Here is a 17,509-nt window from a genome sequence, read left to right as displayed (position 1 = left end):
GGGTGGAAATCATCACCGCTTAAGGTAAAGTGCTACTCTCATTCAGAAAACAATATGAGTAGGTAACACAATGCGTTTTCTTTTTATCGGCGCCGGCGGTATCGGCTGTTACTACGGCGCTAGACTTCAGCAACAGGGACACCAGGTTGTGTATCTAGCTCGAGGTGAACACCTACGAGCACTGCAGGACAACGGCCTGAGTATCAATCACCCCGAGCTTAGCTTCAACCAACCGGTTGAGGCTCTGGACGATAAAAGCCTGCAACGCCGCTATCACTGTGACAATTTCGACCTCATTCTGATGACCCTCAAAGCTGGCGCCACTGCCAGCGTACTAGATCAGATGGCCGACTGGCTCAATACCGCAGAAACACCCGTTCTGTCATTACAAAACGGCGTTGATAACGAACCACTGATTGCACAGGCCCTTGGCCGTCACAGGACCCTCGGCGGGCTGGCAGTCCGCATTGGCGGCCATATCATCGCACCCGGCAAGATTGAGGCTACCGGCCCTGCCCAAGTCGTTATGGGCAGCTGGCCAAACCATCAAAGTGAAGATATTTTTCCTGCAGCAACACTAGACACCTTTGCCACTGCCTTTAATGACGCCGGCATTCCCACCCAACTCAGCCATGACATCCGTCATGAACTATGGCGTAAGCTCATTATTAATAATGGCGTTAACCCGCTTTCAGCACTGACCCGACTGGATACCCGAACACTGACCTCCCACCCCGCCTTCGGTAAAACCGTCTACCGAATGATGCAGGAAGTGGCCGCCGTCGCGCCAGCGGATGATGTTATCCTCAGTCAGACAGATGTGGATGAGATGTATCAGTTGATTTGTCATTTTGATGCGATTAAAACCTCGATGTTGGTCGACAAAGAGAAGGGCCGCCCCCTTGAGTTGGGTGGCATTAGCGGCGCAGTAATTAGCCGGGCAATTAAACTCAATATTGAGGTGCCCAATACCGAATTAATTCATGCCCTGCTATTACAGCAGGAATAAGCCTTTTAATTGAGCAAGACAGGAGTTCCGAATGGATCTGCAGCAGTTTATCCAACAACTAGACCAACCCGGTAACATCGACTTTGAAGATAGCATGGCTGTTATCGAAGCGAACTACGATTATTCACCGACCCGCTTCTTCAATGGCGAACTAATCAATGAAGCCGGCACCAATGAAGGCTCTTGTAAAATCTTCGCCTTTGCACAGCTAAACGGTCTGTCAGAGCAGCAAACACTGAACTGCTTTGGCCGCTTCTATCATCAAGATGTATTGCAACATCCAAATGGTAATGATCATGGCAATATCCGTAATTTTATCACCCACGGATGGTCGGGTGTGTCTTTTGATCAAGCTGCATTAGTGCCGAAATAACCTTACACCAACAGCCGCATACCTGAGGAAAAAGTTTCTATAGCTAGGCCTAGCGATTACTGTCACCAAAAGCAGACGCTAAAGTCGCCTAATCCAGACAATTTTAAGACTTTTTCCTATAGCCAGGTTATAACGATATAGCCATAATTACTTCCGTTGGATCGACACTCTTTAGGGATGAGGAACAAGCTGGGGGAACAAGGACGTAGTAAAGCGATATGGATATGTCCTATTGGCAGGACGCTAGCGGGGATTTCGCATAATAATTTCCATGGACGGGAGGCCTCTTCTGGGATCTTGAAGAGGCTGCAGTATGGATCTGCAACCACAGCAGGATGGATTATAGAAAAAAGAGCTACAGGCGACTGTAGCTCTTTTTTTTATTTCCACTAATCAGCACTAACATTCGCGATATCACAGGCAAAGCCCACCACAAACCCAGAACGCCAATCCGCTCAATACGTCTAGGTAAGGCTATCCACCTACAGCAAGATTTACATAACCGAGCTGATCATCTTAATTGCCAGCCCTAACAGCAGCAGCGCGAATACTTTCTTCAATATAGGCACCGGCAACAGGTGCGCCACATGTGCGCCGACAGGCGCCATCATCGAACTCATCAATGAAACCAGTATCACGCCGGGAAGGTAGATAAAACCAACCACATAATCGATCTGCAAATCTGCCGATAAACCGTTAACGATATAACCGATGGTACCAGCAACTGAAATAGGCAAACCAATGGCCGCTGAGGTGCCGATCGCTTTCTTCACATCGATATTGTGCCAGCTAAGGTAGGGCACCGTCAGAGTTCCGCCACCAATGGACACTAATGCTGAGATGCTGCCAATCACACTACCAGCGGCAAACAGCGCCGGCGTACCCGGCAAATTTCGGCTCGGTTTAGGCTTAATATTAAGAAACATCTGCGTTGATGCATACACCAGAAAGCAGGAAAAAAAGATCCCCAGAAAAGCGGAGCTAAGCACTGAGGCCAAAAAGGTTGCCAGAAAAGCCCCGACAACGATACCCGGTGCCAGTCGCTGAACCACCGACCAAATTACACCGCCTTTCTTATGATGCGCTCGCATACTGGAAATCGATGTAACCACAATCGATGCCATTGATGTTCCCAGTGCTAAGTGAACCACCTGATCGACAGGAATCCCCTGCCAGATAAATAACGACGTTAGCACCGGCACCATCACGAGGCCGCCACCAATACCCAGCAAACCCGCTAAGAAACCGACCACCGTGCCCAGCACGATAAACGCAATAATTAATTCAATATCCATTCTCTACATCCGCTATAAATAAAAACCGCGATGGTTGTCGCGGTTTTTCATCGTTAACAAAATCTAATCAACCCAACTTATCGGCCGCAACCTTATAGTCTGGATCTTCATCCCGATTGATTTCAACAGCCGTACCCGCTTTTTCCAACAGATGAATACACTCATCGCTAAGGTGGCGAATATGAATATCGATATTCGCTTTCTCATACCGTTCGACCAGGGAATCAATCACCTCTACACCGGAATGATCCATCACACGACAGTTAGCGAAATCGATAATCACTTCCTGTGGGTCAAACTTAGGCGTGAAGTTATCACGGAAGGCTTGGACCGAACCAAAAAACAGTGGGCCATGGGGCTTATAAACCTTCAAAAAACCGTTATTTTCGATGCTGGTATCGATACGCATATGCTTAGCATGCTTCCAGGCAAACACCAGTGCCGACACGATCACACCAACAATCACCGCAATTGCCAGATCAGTCAATACAGTAACGACGGTGACGACCACAACCACGATAGCATCCGAGGGTGGGATTTTACGCATCAAATTAAGGCTAGCCCACTCAAAGGTGCCGATCACGACGATAAACATCACCCCAACGAGCGCTGCCACTGGAATCATCTCGATCCAGCTAGAACCCACCAGAATGAAGAGCAGCAAAAACAGCGCTGCAGAAATACCGGAAGCACGCCCCGTACCACCCGAGCCAATATTAATCATGCTCTGACCAATCATTGCACAACCCCCCATACCACCGAAGAAACCGGTAGCAACATTGGCTACGCCCTGGCCTACACATTCCCGGTTGCCTCGACCACGGGTCTCAGTAATCTCATCGATTAAGGTTAGTGTCAGCAACGACTCGATCAAACCGATGGCCGCAAGAATAAGCGCATATGGCAAGATAATACGCAGGGTTTCAAAGTTAAGATCGACCATTGGAATATGGAACTGTGGCAGCCCACCCGCAATGCTCGCAGCAGGATCACCGGTCATATCAACCAGCACATCCTGTACACTGCGTGCCGCATCAATATCAAGGCCAATCACTAAACCGGTCACGACCAGAATGGCCACCAGCGTCGATGGTACGGCTTTCGTCAATTTAGGTAGGAAGTGGATAATTGCCATCGTCAAGACCACCAACCCTAACATCACCCCCAGTTGTGAGCCTTGCATCCAGCCCAACACGCCATCGGCATCTGACACTTGAAACTGCTTCATCTGCGCCAGAAAGATAACGATCGCTAAACCATTAACAAAACCCAACATGACAGGATGAGGCACCATGCGGATAAACTTGCCCAGCCGGAAAGCCCCGGCCAGTATTTGCAGAATCCCCATTAACACCACGGTGGCAAACAGATATTCAACTCCATGTTCAGCCACAAGACTAACCATCACTACGGCCAAGGCACCGGTAGCACCGGAAATCATGCCTGGACGACCACCGATTGTCGCGGTAATCAAACCGACCATAAAGGCCGCATAAAGGCCGACTAATGGATCCACCCCAGCAACAAACGCGAATGCCACGGCTTCCGGAACCAGCGCTAATGCAACCGTAAGGCCGGATAGCACATCGGATTTCATGCTTTGAGAACGTTTATAAATCAACTGCAGCATAATAGAATACTTTTCCTAAATTGAGCTTTCAAATCGAGCTCTGGCGGCAAAAAAAGCGCGATTATAGCACTGTGCAACTGCACAAAATAGAGTCAGGAACGGATATGCTTGAACAGTTTACCACGAAGGGTAACAAGGTTAGTCGCGGCAATATCCGAGGCTAGCGCTCTCACCGCGGTAGATACATGGGCTTTATAATGACTTTGCAGTTGCATCAAATTACGCCATGCAGGGGGGAGTTTATCGGCTTGGGTTAGCATTCCGCCGTCAGGGTCTCGGGCGATATAACGGACAGAGCCAATGCCTGAAACCAGTAAGCGTGTAAGACACATTGGGCAAGGTTCCAATGTCACCAACAGCGTTAACTGCTCCGCAGGGTGTGGCACCAGCCCAGCTTCCAACTGATCAATAAGCAACATCTCCGCATGAGCGCTGCTGTGGTAATCAGCAAAGGCCGCGTTCGCACTGTCTTTAGAGGCCACTGCCTGACTGAAAACCCGATTTTCCGATTGCGCCACCACCTGCCCTTGGGGATCAATGAGTAGCGCCGCGACACCATAATTCCCCTGTTCCAGCGCATCAAGCGCTAGGCGGCAAGCATCTATGCCATACAGATCGTCACGATACGCCGGGTCAGGCTGAAGCCGATTTAAGCGATTGATCAGTGTGCTTATTTGCGCACTATCTTGAACGCTTTCCTGATCAACTCTAACCATCGGTCTACCTCTTCGGCGCCCCCATTAAAGAAGCGACTATTAACCCCATCACTAGGTGTTTAGTTAGCATACTTAATTATTCGTTTAAGCAATTATTCCAGTAATTTTAACTGCACCGCTTGTTGTTGGTTCTTTGCTTGCAAACGGTAGCCTACCCCAATTAAACGCACTTTTTTTTTGCCTCGAAACCAAGCTTCATGACAGAGATGCTGATACAGCACCAACGGACATTCCGCAGCACTTTGCTCAACGGTGGTCTGGGTAAAATCCGAAAACTTTAACTTCATCACTGCACCGGCTATCTCACGCTGCTGCGCATGTTTCTGAAAGCGTAGTGCCAGTTCGCTCAACATGGCCGGCAACTTTTCAATACAGCTATCGAGATCAGGTAAATCAGCAGCAAAGGTATGCTCCACACTGATCGATTTACGTTCTCGGCTCGTTTTCACCGGGCGGTCATCAACACCTCGGCTTAGTTCATATAAGCGTTTACCGAAGCGACCAAAGCGATCGACCAACTGAGCCATGCTCAATGTTCTTAGATCAGCACAGGTTTCTATGCCCATCTGTTGTAACTTAGCGCCAGTCACCTTGCCTACACCAAAAATCTTTTGAACCGGCAACTCAAGCACAAAGGCTTCTAACTTTTCCGGGGTTATGACGCAAAGCCCATCCGGCTTATACCAATCGCTGGCTATTTTAGCGATAAACTTATTAGGCGCGACGCCGGCGGAAATAGTAATCCCAACATTGTCCCTCACCCGCTGCCGTATCTCCTGTGCAATTAAGGTTGCACTACCGCCCTTAATCGTCGAACCGGTCACATCAAGATAAGCTTCATCGAGGGATAGCGGTTCAATCTGATCAGTATAGTCAGCATAGATCGACATGATCGCGGCGGATGCCTGTCGGTATTTTTCCATGTTACCGGGAATGACGGTCAGATTGGGGCATAACTTCATGGCATGGGCGGTTGCCATTGCCGAGTGAATACCAAATTGTCTAGCGGGATAATTGCAGGTGGAGATCACTCCACGACGATCAGATGAACCACCAATGGCTAAGGGGATATCACTCAAGGATGGATTATCCCGCATCTCAACGGCAGCAAAGAAGCAGTCACAATCACAATGAATAATTTTACGTAAAGGTGTATCAGTCACTTCATGGCCCGGATCAACACAAACTGGTTTTGTATTTACCCAAGCCTACTACGAAATACTGTACAAAAAAACAGTTACTTGATTTCTAACGCTTGCTTTACACGATTAATATTTTCGCGTAACCAGTCAGGATTAATAGCCCCCCAATTATCGACCACATAGTAACCATCGTTATTACGCCGCCCATCCTGCTTAAAATAGACATTAACCCCCATACCGGGAATTGCTTTAATCACATCCTGAATGGTACGCCGTGGCCAACCAGTTTGCTCCATCAGGACCGGTACACTTGGGCGTTCGGTTGTTGCTATCAAATATGAGATAAACAACCGACGCGCAAACGTCCTGTTGAGATTGTTCATGATACTTCAGATTCCTTAGACGAACTCAAAGCCAAAAGACTAAGATTCACAATTGCTAAATTAGAAAACCTTATTATAAGGCCTAAGCATGATAACGTCCAAACAATCGGATCAAAACTCGACCTTGATCGTATATAGCCCCATGAAGCATTTTTCAGCCTCGAAATAAATCAAAAGTCTTCTAAACTTTAGCTATAAGAAATAGGACATAAATGATGACAAGCGATAAAACCAACAAAACAACCGGTCATGAAACGCCCTTTAACGACAAGCGTTCAGGTCATGACCGACGTGAATACAAAGACCGCCGTGATGAGATACGCTTCCAAGAGAATCGGCGTAAAAACCACGGACGTCGTATCGAAGATAAAGACCCTTGGAAGGATGCCCTCGAGTTTGATTAATGGCCCTCCTCTTAACAGCACTCGCCGGTTACTGCCGGCGCTGTAACTACACTGTCACCTTTCTGACAACCTACTGTCACGCAAATCACATAAATTCGACAGCTGAATAGTCATCAGAAAGGTTAGCGATCGTGATCAACGTTGAACAGGTCATCACCCATAAATACCCCTCTTTTGCGTCCAGACCCTCCGTTATTCGAAATACTGCGTTATTTGCTATGCGACGTATTTTTCATGAACAGGAGGTCAACCGCTTTCTTGAGGAAAACCACACCTATCAAGGGTTTGATTTTATTGACCGCGTACTCGATTACTTTAATTTCACCTACTCGCTGAGCCATAAAGATGTAATGAATATCCCCTCCAGCGGGCGAGTGCTGATCATTGCGAATCACCCCCTAGGGGCGCTCGATGGACTGGCTCTGTTAAAAATGATTGGTGAAATACGTAAGGATGTACGTATTGTCGCTAATGACATGCTGTCATCATTTACTCAGCTGAGCCCGCTATTACTGCCCGTCGACAATCTCAATAAGGCGACCCGCAAACAGGATATCGCCAATATCAACAACGCTCTCCATAACGAAGAAGCGGTGATTATTTTCCCTGCCGGCGAGGTCTCCAGAGCCGGCCCTACCGGTATTAAAGATAGCCACTGGAATCAGGGCTTTCTTCACTTTGCGCGCAAAACCAATAGCCCGATCCTACCCATTTTCATTGGCGGTAAAAACTCCTCACTGTTTTACACCGTATCCGGTTTCAATAAAGCGCTTGCCGCACTGCTGCTTCCGCGGGAAATGTTTAATAAACGCGCCATGAACCTGCAGTTCAAAATCGGCGAACCCATTCCCTACAGCCAATTAGATAAGCTGCCACTACCCGGCCAAGAAAAAAGCAAAATGGTGCGTAAGCATCTCTACCGGCTGGCAAAAGGTCGAAAGCCAATCTTTAAAACCGAAAAAACCATCGCTCACCCGCAAAACCGACAAGCGTTAAAAAAAGAACTCAAGCAATCTGAGCGTCTAGGAGAGACCGCCGACGGTAAACGCATCTACCTATTCGACTACCATGCCGACTCGGCTGTTATGCGGGAGGTGGGCCGCCTGCGGGAAGTATCGTTCCGCTGTGTTGGTGAAGGTACCGGCGAAAAACTCGATATCGATCGTTATGATGCCCACTATCGCCACCTCATTCTATGGGATGAGGAAGAGCTAGAGATCGTTGGAGCCTACCGTCTTGCTGAAGCTTGGCGCATGAATAACAGTGAAGATGATCAGCTCTATAGCTCAACACTGTTCAACTATACTCCTGCAATGCAGCAATATTTTGAACAGGGTATTGAGTTGGGCCGAAGCTTTGTGCAACCTAAATATTGGGGGAAGCGCAGCCTAGATTATCTCTGGTATGGAATCGGCGCCTACCTTAAACGGCACCCAGAAGTACGCTATATGTTTGGCCCGGTAAGTCTGAGTAATAGCTATCCGCAACATGCTAAAGATCTACTGGTATATTTTTATCGTTTGTATTTCCCCGACAACGATAGCCTAGGCAAGTCATTGACCCCTTATAGCATTAAACCGGACACCATTAGCGACCTACAAACGCTATTCTGCGGCAACGACTATAAAGAAGATTTCAAGATACTCAAACAGCAGATGGATTTCCTTAACTGCACGGTGCCAACCCTGTACAAACAATATGCGGATGTCTGCGAAGCCGGGGGCGTGCGCTTTCTTGATTTTGGTGTCGATGCCGACTTCAATTTCTGTGTGGATGGGTTGGTATTGGTCGATATGAACCACCTAAAAGCCAAAAAACGCAGCCGCTATATCGGCTCATTGAATTAACCCATTTAGTTTTAGATCATAAAGAGGCTGCAAGGCCTCTTTTTTTCTGCCAGACTTTCCGACAGACACTTATTTTCAGTCAATACTCGTCAGGTCTGAACCCTATGAAAGATAAACACGCTCTCAGCCCACGCTCCAGCGAGCAAGAAATTGAAGCGTTTCTGCAACAAGCACGACAGTTGACAGTCCCCCAAGGTAACGGCCGGTTAATCTTTGCCCTCGATGCCACCGCGAGCCGCGAGAAAACCTGGGATCATGCTTGCCATCTACAAAGTGAGATGTTTCTCGAAACTCAAGAACTCGGCAAGCTAGCAGTGCAGCTGTGTCACTACGGTGGCATGCAGCAATTCCGCGCCAGTGAATGGCTACAGGACACCCACAGCTTGCTCAACCGAATGAATCAAGTACAGTGCCTCGGGGGTCATACCCAGATTGCTCGTTTGCTACAACACAGCCTCAAACAAACCCGCCAACAGGCCATCCAAGCGATTATCTTTATTGGCGACAGCGTCGAGGAGCCGGTCGATTTTCTCTGCCAACTTGCCGGACAGCTCGGTATTCACTCCACGCCATTATTTATCTTTCAGGAGGGCCGCGACATCACCGCAGCTAACGCCTTTAAACAGATGGCTAAACTCTCAGGCGGAGCTTACTGTCGCTTTGACAACAGCAGTGCTGCCACCTTAAAAGCGTTATTAAGTGCCGTAGCGGTCTATGCGACAGGTGGTCGACGGGCGCTGCTCGAGTATGCTAAGCAAGGCCATCCGGATGTTCTTCAACTTACTCATCAGCTCAAATCCTAAGGATTCTCATCTTGAACCCCATTGTTCTTATACTGCTCGGCTTACTGTTATTGTGTTGGTTCTTTTGGCTGCGCCGCAAATCACCTGCAGATCAACGCAAAGCCAATATTATGCTACTGCTCGGTGTACTCGCCGCCGCCCTCTTCTATCTCACCTTTACCGGCAAGCTCCATTGGCTAGGTGCCGTATTTGCTATCCTACTGCCCTTCGCGCGGCGATTGATTCCGATGCTCCCTATCGTTGGCAAGCTCTTTAAACACTATCAAAGCAAGCAAAGCAGCGCCGGCAACACCTCAGAGGTCAAAAGCCGGATTCTCAAGATGCAACTAGATCACGACAGTGGCTCACTCGAGGGAGAGGTGCTGGAGGGTCCATTACTGGGGCGTCAACTGGCGAGCCTAAGTGAAGCGGAGTTTATTGATCTACTGAGTTACTGCCGCCAACACGATGTCCAATCCGCCCGACTGCTAGAAACCTATCTAGATAAACGTTTTGGTGACAGCTGGCATACCGATGATCACGATCACGCCAGCGCACCCAGCGAAATAGACAAGGCCTATCAAATACTCGGCCTTGAGTCTGGGGCATCAAAAGATGACATTATTGAAGCCCACCGCCGGCTGATGCAGAAACTGCACCCGGACCGAGGCGGTAGCGATTACTTAGCGGCGGAGATTAATCAAGCCAAGGATCTTTTATTAAAACAATTTAGCTAAGCAAACACCGTAGCTACTTTTGCTTAGCATCATCCACAATGATCTCGTTTAACAGTTCATCATCGATATCCGCCGCCTGCACGGGCGAGTCATGCAACACGGCACCCGTCAGTGGAGAGGCGGCAGGCGTCGATGAATCGTCAATCTCAGACGCGGTCGCAGAGGGTACTGGGTTATCACTCGCTAACAATACATTCATGATAGTGTCATGATCATCGCTTATCTGCCGTTCTTGGTCAGACGGCAATAACTGCCCCCCCTCCAACCCTGAAGGCTGCCAAAGCTGAAACGTGGCGCCTAAGGCCGCCAAACGCTCGGAACCGGTTTGTAACACCAACGGCCCAGCGGTGGTACGACGAAATAACATCAGATACTCGTGTTGATTGGCATCCAACATACTAAAAATTAGCTTGCCTGACTGTAGGTATTGCCAACGCCCCTTTTCAGTCACAACCTTGCCAGCGGCATCACGGCTGACCAACTGAACTTGATTATCGTCAGATAACTTAAACATCACCTGATGTCCCTCTGGCGGCTGATACCAGTATAGTCCTGTCACCGCTTCGATCGCCGTATGACCTTGACGGGCACACCCGGAATACTGCTGGCCGAAAAAAGTCATCTGCGCCGTCAACGGCAACAGGGTGCCACTGGCGCTATCGATGCAACGCTGCTGCATTATGGTTATCTGAAATGGCTTTTTACTTGGCTTTACCTCCTGATAACGGGCTATCACAGGAAATGGCGTCTCAACCTCGGTGTCATCATCTTTGGAGTCCTTGGCTTCGGACTCCCCCAGCGTTTTAAAACGGTAACGTCCCAGCGGCTTGATACTTTTAACCACAACATGGTCAGTTCTTATATCGGCAACCCAATAAGGATCGCTACTCGCCGCCCGATACACTATACCATCAAGGCGAAAGTTACAGGTGGCGGCCGTACCACCCACCGTATCGATCTGTTTAACCAATAATCGATTATCCAGTGCAGGCTCCACCGCCCCCTGTAACTCCATATATAGCTCTTTTTTGCTAAATTCAGTGAACCGCTGGTAATACTCTGTCAACGCTTGCTGTTCGGTAAAATCCTGCAGTGGCCACCAACGCTTTTCATGGCAAGGTTGAAACCAGAGCTGATCCTGGCTTTCAACCACCACACCGGACAGCGACTGTAGCGGCGCTTGAGAAGGAAAAGGCTTCGGCTTTTCTACCGCACATCCTGCTAACATCAGCGTCATTAACAAAGGCGAAATATGAACAACCGTTCGAATCATCAGTTTTGTCATGTCTAACTCATTAAATTCCTTCTAGCATACCCTGCAATACAGACCACTTAAAGTAGTGCACGGGGACGAATTATCAGTTTATACTCTGCTAAAATCACTCTCACTTTCAAATAATTAGGGACCCTAGGCAATGAAGCTAGCGCGATTTAAGCATGCAGAAAAAGAACAGCTAGGGTGTGTTGTTGCTCAGCAGATCATAGCCATTCCTGAAACGCTTTTTTCGGGCACAATGCCAGCGTTGCTGAACCAGTTTGAAGTATTTAAGCCACAACTGGAACAGCTGATATCCACCGCTAACAGCCCTCTTGATTTGCATCAAGTACAACTATTGGCACCGATTCCTCAGCCGGAAAAATTTATCGGCGTCGGGCTGAATTATGCCGACCATATCGCGGAAACCGGCTTAGCCATCCCGGAATTCCCAACTCTGTTTAATAAACAATCAAGTTGCGTCACTGACCCAGAGGCGCCTATTTACCGTCCTCATATCTCTGACAAGCTCGATTATGAAGGCGAACTGGCACTGGTGATTGGGCAATATTGCCGCAACATTAGTGCGGCGCAGGCACCTCAAGCCATTGCTGGATATACCATCGTTAATGATGTATCGGTGAGAGACTGGCAAATTAAATCCCCCACTTGGACTCTGGGGAAATCGTTTGATAGTCACGGTCCCATGGGGCCTTGGATTGTTACATCCGACAGTATTGAGCCACACAATCTAGACCTCAAGACTTGGCTAAATGGCGAGTTACGCCAGCACTCCAACACCTGCCACCTGATCTTCGACTGCTATCAGTTAGTCGCTACACTCTCGTCGGTATGCACGCTCAAACCCGGAGATGTCATCGCCACCGGCACCTGCAGCGGCGTGGGTGTGAAAATGAAACCCCGAGGTTATATGAAACCGGGTGATGTCGTAACGATCGAAATCGAAAATATTGGCCGCTTGAGCAACCCTATTTTGCAAGAGTCAGAGAACAATAGCTTCATCAGTCAACGGCCAGTGTCTTAAAACAATAACCCTTTAAGTTATTGTTTTATAAAAGAACAGTAAACACCGACTAAATACGCGTCTGCTTTTAGAGACAATATTAAGAAGTTAGTTCATACTAGCCTACATGAACACCCATTAAACAAAAGCTATCTTATTGTTTAATAGGTTATTTTATAAATACGGCCTAACAATTGCTAATCAGTGAATAACAGGCAATTATTAGGAGATCGGGTATGCATAGGGCAACCATACTATTAGCACTGACATTGACAGCAACAATGGCACAGGCGGAACCTGAATACCGATTAAAACGGCTATCGAATGTCAAAGTCATTGAACATATTCGTTCTGAGCTGCCTAAAGAGGCAAAGCTTGTGAACAGAACACGTTCATTAACAATGTTTGAATCACTCGATAGAAATCATGACAATGAAGTATCATTAACTGAGATGCGGCAGCATCCAACACTGGCAAGCAGTTTTCATAAACTGGATATCAACAATGATGGCGTGCTTAACCAGCAAGAGGTCGCACCACTCCAAGCAGAAGTGAAAGGGTTTCGAAGCATACTCAACCTTTCAGCACTGAGAATTATCTAACGATGCATTGTTTAGGAAACGTCATACTATAAATAACTTAAATACTGTGAAGCGTTCTTCGCTGCAAACACGATCATTAATGCAACTGGTGGTGTTGGCTTTTTTTCTAGTTGTCGCCCCCTTGGGTGTACTTATCTACCAAGCAACGGACTCGATGGTGACTTTGTCTCGCCAGGGACGCGAGCACGCCAAAGAAGCGCTTGATTTTTTCAGTCGCAGCCAACACCTCCGAGAGCTCTCCGGCGATCTAGTTCGCTCAGCACGACAATACGAAGTGCTTAAAAAGACCGAAATAGAAGATCGTTTTCGGTCGCAACTCGCTGAATATAAAGAACTCCTACAGCTACACAGCTTTCTGATTGATTCCGGTAATATCGCCACTATTTTTTCGCTGATCGCCGAACTTGAAACCTTACCACTGGATAAAGAGACCGCCGAAAAAGTCAGTAGACTGGTGCCTCTAACCCAGACATTGTATGATGACACCCGCAAGAAACTTGACCAACGCTTAGAATTTCTCAATGCGAAAGCAGAAGAACAGCAAAATCTGCTCTGGCTGCAGGCAGGGTTACTGATAACCCTATCGACCATTCTGATTCTCTTTTTCAGCATCCGAATCACCCGGCCGGTCAAACAACTGATGTTACGGATCAAGGCCTTAGGTCATGGTCAGCTGGATATGTCTGAACCCTTTAAGGGACCAAAAGAGTTTCTTGCTCTGAATGATCAACTCGAATGGCTTGAAACCCATTTGCAGTTGCTCGAACAGGAAAAACAGGCTTTTTTAAGGCATATGTCTCATGAGTTAAAGACACCCCTAACAACACTGAGAGAAGGGACCGATTTACTCGCCGAAGAGCTGGCCGGTCCGCTGACCCAGAACCAGAAAGAAATTATCGCGCTGATGCAGGAAAACAGCCTCTCGCTACAGTCGCTTATTGAGCAATTATTAGATTACAACCGCTTACAACACGGCGGAGAGCATGAGCTAAACAGTCAGTCGGTTTTGCCCATCATCAAAGAATCTCTGGCATCCCATAAACTATTGCTCAAACAGAAGCAGATTCAGGTAACATTACCGAAACAAGATTGCCCTTGGTGCGTCAACAAAGCGTTATTACAACGTGCGTTAAGCAATCTTATTTCCAATGCATCGGTTTACGGTTGTGAAAAGGGGCTACTCAAAATAGGATTAACAACCCAAAATGACGGTCTCAAAATAGAGATCGGAAATACTGGCCCAGAGATCCCCGATAGCGACTTAGCACAGCTGTTTGATCCCTTCTATCAGGGGGTCAATAAACGTCAAGGATCAGTCAAAGGCTCCGGCATCGGTTTAAGTATTGCCCGTGAATCAATCAAAGCCATGGGCGGCAATTTAGAACTACATAGCAATAAGGATGGTTTTGTAAGTTTTATGATCAGTATTCCAAACCAAAAACAGGCTACCCATGCGTAAAGCACTGCTAATCGTATTGGCCGCGGTCATCATCAGCGGCTGTCAGGCAAGGCAACTCATGCCCACACCTGAGAAACACTTAGAAGCCTCATGTGTATTAGGCGATATGACCGAATGGATGGCACAGGAACAACAGTACCAACAGGCCTCATCCAATGTTAGGTCCTTACTACTCAAAAAAGCGACTGCCGATAAGAAAACGATCACGCTGGCTATTTTGCTCAGTCAGCCGGATAACACCACGGCCCAATTAAAAAAATCCATCGCGCTATTTGAACAGCTCGATTTAAATAATCCCCCCCAATCAGATGCGGAGCAATACCTGCTAGTGCGCTACCAATACACACTGGCGGTCATGACATTACAACGTGCTCTGAACACCGCTGACCTTGAACGCAAAGCGCTATCCACCGAACGGGATAAGCTCAAGCAGCAAATAGAAGCCTTAACTCGCATTGAGAATGACCTGTCTCGCTAGAAAGACAGAGAGGAGAAAAATATGAAATCGACTCAGCAACTCATCCTGATCGTTGATGATGATCCGGGTATCCTAAAAGTTCTGAGCCTGCGCTTAAGTGCTTCTGGCTTTCGCATAGATACCGCCAACTCAGGCGTTGAAGCACTACAACGTATCAAGCATGAAACTCCCGACCTTGTTCTGAGCGATTTGCGCATGGATGGTATGGATGGCATGGCGTTATTTTCCGCCATTCAAGAGGATCACCCTGCATTGCCAGTGGTCATTATCACGGCCCACGGCTCTATTCCTGATGCCGTTGATGCAACCCAAAAAGGCATTTTCGGCTTCCTGACAAAACCGATCGATAAAGACCAGCTACTCAGCACCATCAATTCTGCACTGGATTCTGCTCATGCGCAGGATGATAGTTGGCGCAGTGCTATCGTCACCCAAAGCCCATTGATGAATGAACGACTCAGCCAAGCTGAACGGGTTGCTAAATCTAATGTTAGCGTACTGATTACCGGCCCGAGCGGTACCGGCAAAGAGCTGATGGCCAAAGCTATTCATAATGCCAGCGACCGTCACAGTAAACCTTTTGTCGCTATCAACTGTGGTGCTCTACCCGAACAGCTGCTGGAATCAGAGCTATTTGGTCATGCCAAAGGCGCATTCACCGGCGCAGTCACCCAGCATGAAGGCCTATTTCAATCAGCCCAAGGTGGCACTCTGTTTCTGGATGAGATCGGTGATATGCCAACCACGCTGCAGGTTAAACTGCTGCGGGCGATTCAAGAACGCACCATTCGCCCTGTCGGCTCGACCCGTTCCCTCGATATCGATGTACGGGTAATATCGGCCACTCATCGCAACCTTGAACTCGCCATGGAAGATGGTGAGTTCCGTGAAGACCTGTATTACCGTCTCAATGTGGTTAATCTAGACCTTCCACCTCTACGGGATCGCCCTGAAGATATCCCACTATTGGCGCGCTTTTTTGTCGAGCAATCGGCTAAGCGACATAACCCTAAGGTCAAAGGCATCTCACCGGGGGCGTTGCATATTCTTGCTCAAGCCGCTTGGCCGGGAAATGTGCGTCAACTAGAAAACGTCGTCGAGCAGACCGTTGCGCTATCCAGCGCACCGATTATCAGCGAAGGCTTGGTCAATCAGGCAATCGCTAATCAGGACCGGGTTATCCCCTCCTTTAACGAAGCCCGATCCAGCTTTGAACGCAGCTATCTCACCAAAGTGATGCATATCACCGCAGGCAATGTGACCCAAGCGGCCAAGATTGCCCAGCGCAACCGCACCGACTTCTATAAACTGCTTAACAAGCATGATTTAGAAGCCTCGCAGTTCAAGCTAAGCCGCAAAAGTAATGAGTATCTCGAACAGAAAAAAGCGGGATAAAACCCAGCGACAAAAAAGGCTGATGCAAACACATCAGCCTTTTTCGTTGTAAGCGGTTTTCCTTTTTACCCCATCGACTAGACACTCAGTAAGCCAATCAGTTTATACCAACACTTGCCGAGTATTTGCGATAAGTTGATGCACTTGGTCTTCAATGGCAGGCTCGATCATCTCTTCCGGCCGGCAACCGTTTGGACAGGCTAAACGTGGTGTCGTACCAAATAAACGGCAAATCAATGGCCGCTCTGCATAAACCGTACAGCCCTTTGGCCCGAGATGAACGCAGCTAAATTCATTTAATGCCGCCTCATGCTCTGCATCAGACTTTACCGGTAACCGCGACATCTCCTCCGATGAGGCTGTTACAGGACCACAGCAATCGTGACAACCCGGCGTGCACTCAAATGAGGGGATACGCTCACGCAATCGCACGATAATCTCTTGGTTGTTGTTCATTGATACCCTTTTAGTCTACACGCCCATATGATCGCTAACGGCCAATACTCGCCATAACACCATTCGTTAACTGCAATAAATCAGCCGGACTTAATTCAACTTCCAAACCTCGCTTGCCCGCACTGACAAAGATTGTTTCAAACTCACTGGCAGAATCATCTAGCAATGTTGGTAAGCGTTTTTTTTGTCCCAGCGGGCTGATACCACCGACCAAATAACCACTACTACGCTGCGCCTGCTGCGGTTCAGCCATGGTCACTTTTTTCGCTTTTAAAGCACTCGCCGCCGCCTTAAGATTTAGTTGTCCGGCAACAGGCACAACCGCCACCGCCAACTGACGATTATCACCGTTAAGCGCCACCATCAGTGTTTTGTACACTTGCTGGGGTAAAATATTCAATGCCTTAGCCGCTTCATCGCCATAGGAATCACAGTCAGGATCATGGGCATATTCATGCAGCGTAAAACTTATTTTTGCTCGTTTTGCTAACTTAATCGCAGGGGTCATCTATAGCTTCACTC

General features: G+C 48.0%; 19 protein-coding genes. 11 read left to right on the top strand and 8 right to left on the bottom strand.

Annotation, left to right across the window (positions count from 1 at the left end):
* The first annotated feature begins 70 nt into the window (after window positions 1-70).
* Entirely contained in the window at window positions 71-1,009 is a 939-nt protein-coding gene (locus ACN0T0_RS00780; protein WP_417222104.1) for a ketopantoate reductase family protein, read from the top strand.
* Between the two features lie 31 nt (window positions 1,010-1,040).
* Window positions 1,041-1,382, top strand: coding sequence for a HopJ type III effector protein (locus ACN0T0_RS00775; protein WP_417222101.1), 342 nt, complete (start codon window positions 1,041-1,043; stop codon window positions 1,380-1,382).
* A gap of 494 nt (window positions 1,383-1,876) precedes the next feature.
* On the opposite strand, the gene ACN0T0_RS00770 is transcribed toward ACN0T0_RS00775, so the two are convergent.
* From ACN0T0_RS00770 to ACN0T0_RS00750, 5 genes are all read right to left on the bottom strand, one after another.
* Window positions 1,877-2,677, bottom strand: coding sequence for a sulfite exporter TauE/SafE family protein (locus ACN0T0_RS00770; RefSeq protein ID WP_417222099.1), 801 nt, complete (start codon window positions 2,675-2,677; stop codon window positions 1,877-1,879).
* Window positions 2,678-2,744: 67 nt separating this feature from the next.
* Complete coding sequence (locus ACN0T0_RS00765) at window positions 2,745-4,307, bottom strand: SulP family inorganic anion transporter (protein ID WP_417222096.1); 1,563 nt, start codon at window positions 4,305-4,307, stop codon at window positions 2,745-2,747.
* Window positions 4,308-4,399: 92 nt separating this feature from the next.
* Window positions 4,400-5,023: a nucleoside deaminase gene (locus ACN0T0_RS00760; protein WP_417222093.1), complete on the bottom strand. Its 624-nt coding sequence runs from the start codon at window positions 5,021-5,023 to the stop codon at window positions 4,400-4,402.
* Window positions 5,024-5,115: 92 nt separating this feature from the next.
* Window positions 5,116-6,186, bottom strand: a complete 1,071-nt coding sequence (dinB, locus tag ACN0T0_RS00755) for a DNA polymerase IV (RefSeq protein WP_417222090.1) — start codon at window positions 6,184-6,186, stop codon at window positions 5,116-5,118.
* 74 nt (window positions 6,187-6,260) lie between these two features.
* Window positions 6,261-6,548: a helix-turn-helix domain-containing protein gene (locus tag ACN0T0_RS00750; RefSeq protein WP_417222088.1), complete on the bottom strand. Its 288-nt coding sequence runs from the start codon at window positions 6,546-6,548 to the stop codon at window positions 6,261-6,263.
* A 215-nt stretch (window positions 6,549-6,763) separates the two neighbouring features.
* On the opposite strand from ACN0T0_RS00750, the gene ACN0T0_RS00745 reads away from it, so the two are divergent.
* The 4 genes from ACN0T0_RS00745 to ACN0T0_RS00730 all read left to right on the top strand — a co-directional run bounded on the left by ACN0T0_RS00745 (window position 6,764) and on the right by ACN0T0_RS00730 (window position 10,318).
* Complete coding sequence (locus ACN0T0_RS00745; RefSeq protein WP_417222085.1) at window positions 6,764-6,952, top strand: hypothetical protein; 189 nt, start codon at window positions 6,764-6,766, stop codon at window positions 6,950-6,952.
* A gap of 131 nt (window positions 6,953-7,083) precedes the next feature.
* Window positions 7,084-8,799, top strand: a complete 1,716-nt coding sequence (locus ACN0T0_RS00740) for a GNAT family N-acyltransferase (RefSeq protein WP_417222082.1) — start codon at window positions 7,084-7,086, stop codon at window positions 8,797-8,799.
* Window positions 8,800-8,903: 104 nt separating this feature from the next.
* On the top strand, window positions 8,904-9,602 hold the full coding sequence (locus tag ACN0T0_RS00735) for a VWA domain-containing protein (protein WP_417222081.1): 699 nt from the start codon (window positions 8,904-8,906) through the stop codon (window positions 9,600-9,602).
* Between the two features lie 11 nt (window positions 9,603-9,613).
* Window positions 9,614-10,318 (top strand): DnaJ domain-containing protein, encoded by a 705-nt coding sequence (locus ACN0T0_RS00730; protein ID WP_417222079.1) that lies wholly within the window; start codon window positions 9,614-9,616, stop codon window positions 10,316-10,318.
* 13 nt (window positions 10,319-10,331) lie between these two features.
* On the opposite strand, the gene ACN0T0_RS00725 is transcribed toward ACN0T0_RS00730, so the two are convergent.
* The gene (locus ACN0T0_RS00725; protein WP_417222076.1) at window positions 10,332-11,603 is read right to left on the bottom strand and encodes a hypothetical protein; all 1,272 of its coding nucleotides are present in this window, start codon (window positions 11,601-11,603) and stop codon (window positions 10,332-10,334) included.
* A 130-nt stretch (window positions 11,604-11,733) separates the two neighbouring features.
* Here ACN0T0_RS00725 and ACN0T0_RS00720 point away from each other — a divergent pair, with 130 nt between their 5' ends.
* The 5 genes from ACN0T0_RS00720 (at window position 11,734) to ACN0T0_RS00700 (ending at window position 16,531) form a co-directional block, all read left to right on the top strand.
* Window positions 11,734-12,618 carry a fumarylacetoacetate hydrolase family protein gene (locus ACN0T0_RS00720; protein WP_417222073.1) on the top strand — a complete coding sequence of 295 codons (885 nt, stop codon included), beginning with the start codon at window positions 11,734-11,736 and terminating at the stop codon, window positions 12,616-12,618.
* Window positions 12,619-12,833: 215 nt separating this feature from the next.
* Complete coding sequence (locus tag ACN0T0_RS00715; protein ID WP_417222071.1) at window positions 12,834-13,199, top strand: hypothetical protein; 366 nt, start codon at window positions 12,834-12,836, stop codon at window positions 13,197-13,199.
* 79 nt (window positions 13,200-13,278) lie between these two features.
* Window positions 13,279-14,658: a sensor histidine kinase gene (locus tag ACN0T0_RS00710; RefSeq protein ID WP_417222069.1), complete on the top strand. Its 1,380-nt coding sequence runs from the start codon at window positions 13,279-13,281 to the stop codon at window positions 14,656-14,658.
* Window positions 14,651-15,136: a hypothetical protein gene (locus ACN0T0_RS00705; RefSeq protein WP_417222066.1), complete on the top strand. Its 486-nt coding sequence runs from the start codon at window positions 14,651-14,653 to the stop codon at window positions 15,134-15,136. Before ACN0T0_RS00710 ends, ACN0T0_RS00705 begins: the two co-directional genes overlap by 8 nt.
* 21 nt (window positions 15,137-15,157) lie before the next feature.
* Window positions 15,158-16,531, top strand: coding sequence for a sigma 54-interacting transcriptional regulator (locus ACN0T0_RS00700; RefSeq protein ID WP_417222064.1), 1,374 nt, complete (start codon window positions 15,158-15,160; stop codon window positions 16,529-16,531).
* A 102-nt stretch (window positions 16,532-16,633) separates the two neighbouring features.
* On the opposite strand, the gene ACN0T0_RS00695 is transcribed toward ACN0T0_RS00700, so the two are convergent.
* Together ACN0T0_RS00695 and ybaK are read right to left on the bottom strand one after the other, a co-directional pair.
* Window positions 16,634-16,987, bottom strand: coding sequence for a YkgJ family cysteine cluster protein (locus ACN0T0_RS00695; RefSeq protein ID WP_417222062.1), 354 nt, complete (start codon window positions 16,985-16,987; stop codon window positions 16,634-16,636).
* Window positions 16,988-17,021: 34 nt separating this feature from the next.
* A complete protein-coding gene (gene ybaK / locus ACN0T0_RS00690; RefSeq protein WP_417222061.1) occupies window positions 17,022-17,495 on the bottom strand; it encodes a Cys-tRNA(Pro) deacylase in 474 nt (157 codons plus the stop codon).
* Window positions 17,496-17,509 lie beyond the last annotated feature (14 nt).

Source organism: Amphritea sp., assembly GCF_048266285.1.
In the GTDB taxonomy this organism is placed as follows: domain Bacteria; phylum Pseudomonadota; class Gammaproteobacteria; order Pseudomonadales; family Balneatricaceae; genus Amphritea.
This window is presented reverse-complemented; position numbering and strand designations above follow the sequence as displayed.

What these genes read in the sequence shown, in the direction of transcription:
- ACN0T0_RS00780 (WP_417222104.1), top strand. Translation starts at nt 71, where the DNA reads ATGCGTTTTCTTTTTATCGGCGCCGGCGGTATCGGCTGTTACTACGGC.
- ACN0T0_RS00775 (WP_417222101.1), top strand. Translation starts at nt 1,041, where the DNA reads ATGGATCTGCAGCAGTTTATCCAACAACTAGACCAACCCGGTAACATC.
- ACN0T0_RS00770 (WP_417222099.1), bottom strand. Translation starts at nt 2,677, where the DNA reads ATGGATATTGAATTAATTATTGCGTTTATCGTGCTGGGCACGGTGGTC.
- ACN0T0_RS00765 (WP_417222096.1), bottom strand. Translation starts at nt 4,307, where the DNA reads ATGCTGCAGTTGATTTATAAACGTTCTCAAAGCATGAAATCCGATGTG.
- ACN0T0_RS00760 (WP_417222093.1), bottom strand. Translation starts at nt 5,023, where the DNA reads ATGGTTAGAGTTGATCAGGAAAGCGTTCAAGATAGTGCGCAAATAAGC.
- ACN0T0_RS00750 (WP_417222088.1), bottom strand. Translation starts at nt 6,548, where the DNA reads ATGAACAATCTCAACAGGACGTTTGCGCGTCGGTTGTTTATCTCATAT.
- ACN0T0_RS00745 (WP_417222085.1), top strand. Translation starts at nt 6,764, where the DNA reads ATGACAAGCGATAAAACCAACAAAACAACCGGTCATGAAACGCCCTTT.
- ACN0T0_RS00735 (WP_417222081.1), top strand. Translation starts at nt 8,904, where the DNA reads ATGAAAGATAAACACGCTCTCAGCCCACGCTCCAGCGAGCAAGAAATT.
- ACN0T0_RS00725 (WP_417222076.1), bottom strand. Translation starts at nt 11,603, where the DNA reads ATGACAAAACTGATGATTCGAACGGTTGTTCATATTTCGCCTTTGTTA.
- ACN0T0_RS00720 (WP_417222073.1), top strand. Translation starts at nt 11,734, where the DNA reads ATGAAGCTAGCGCGATTTAAGCATGCAGAAAAAGAACAGCTAGGGTGT.
- ACN0T0_RS00715 (WP_417222071.1), top strand. Translation starts at nt 12,834, where the DNA reads ATGCATAGGGCAACCATACTATTAGCACTGACATTGACAGCAACAATG.
- ACN0T0_RS00710 (WP_417222069.1), top strand. Translation starts at nt 13,279, where the DNA reads ATGCAACTGGTGGTGTTGGCTTTTTTTCTAGTTGTCGCCCCCTTGGGT.
- ACN0T0_RS00705 (WP_417222066.1), top strand. Translation starts at nt 14,651, where the DNA reads ATGCGTAAAGCACTGCTAATCGTATTGGCCGCGGTCATCATCAGCGGC.
- ACN0T0_RS00700 (WP_417222064.1), top strand. Translation starts at nt 15,158, where the DNA reads ATGAAATCGACTCAGCAACTCATCCTGATCGTTGATGATGATCCGGGT.
- ACN0T0_RS00695 (WP_417222062.1), bottom strand. Translation starts at nt 16,987, where the DNA reads ATGAACAACAACCAAGAGATTATCGTGCGATTGCGTGAGCGTATCCCC.
- ybaK (WP_417222061.1), bottom strand. Translation starts at nt 17,495, where the DNA reads ATGACCCCTGCGATTAAGTTAGCAAAACGAGCAAAAATAAGTTTTACG.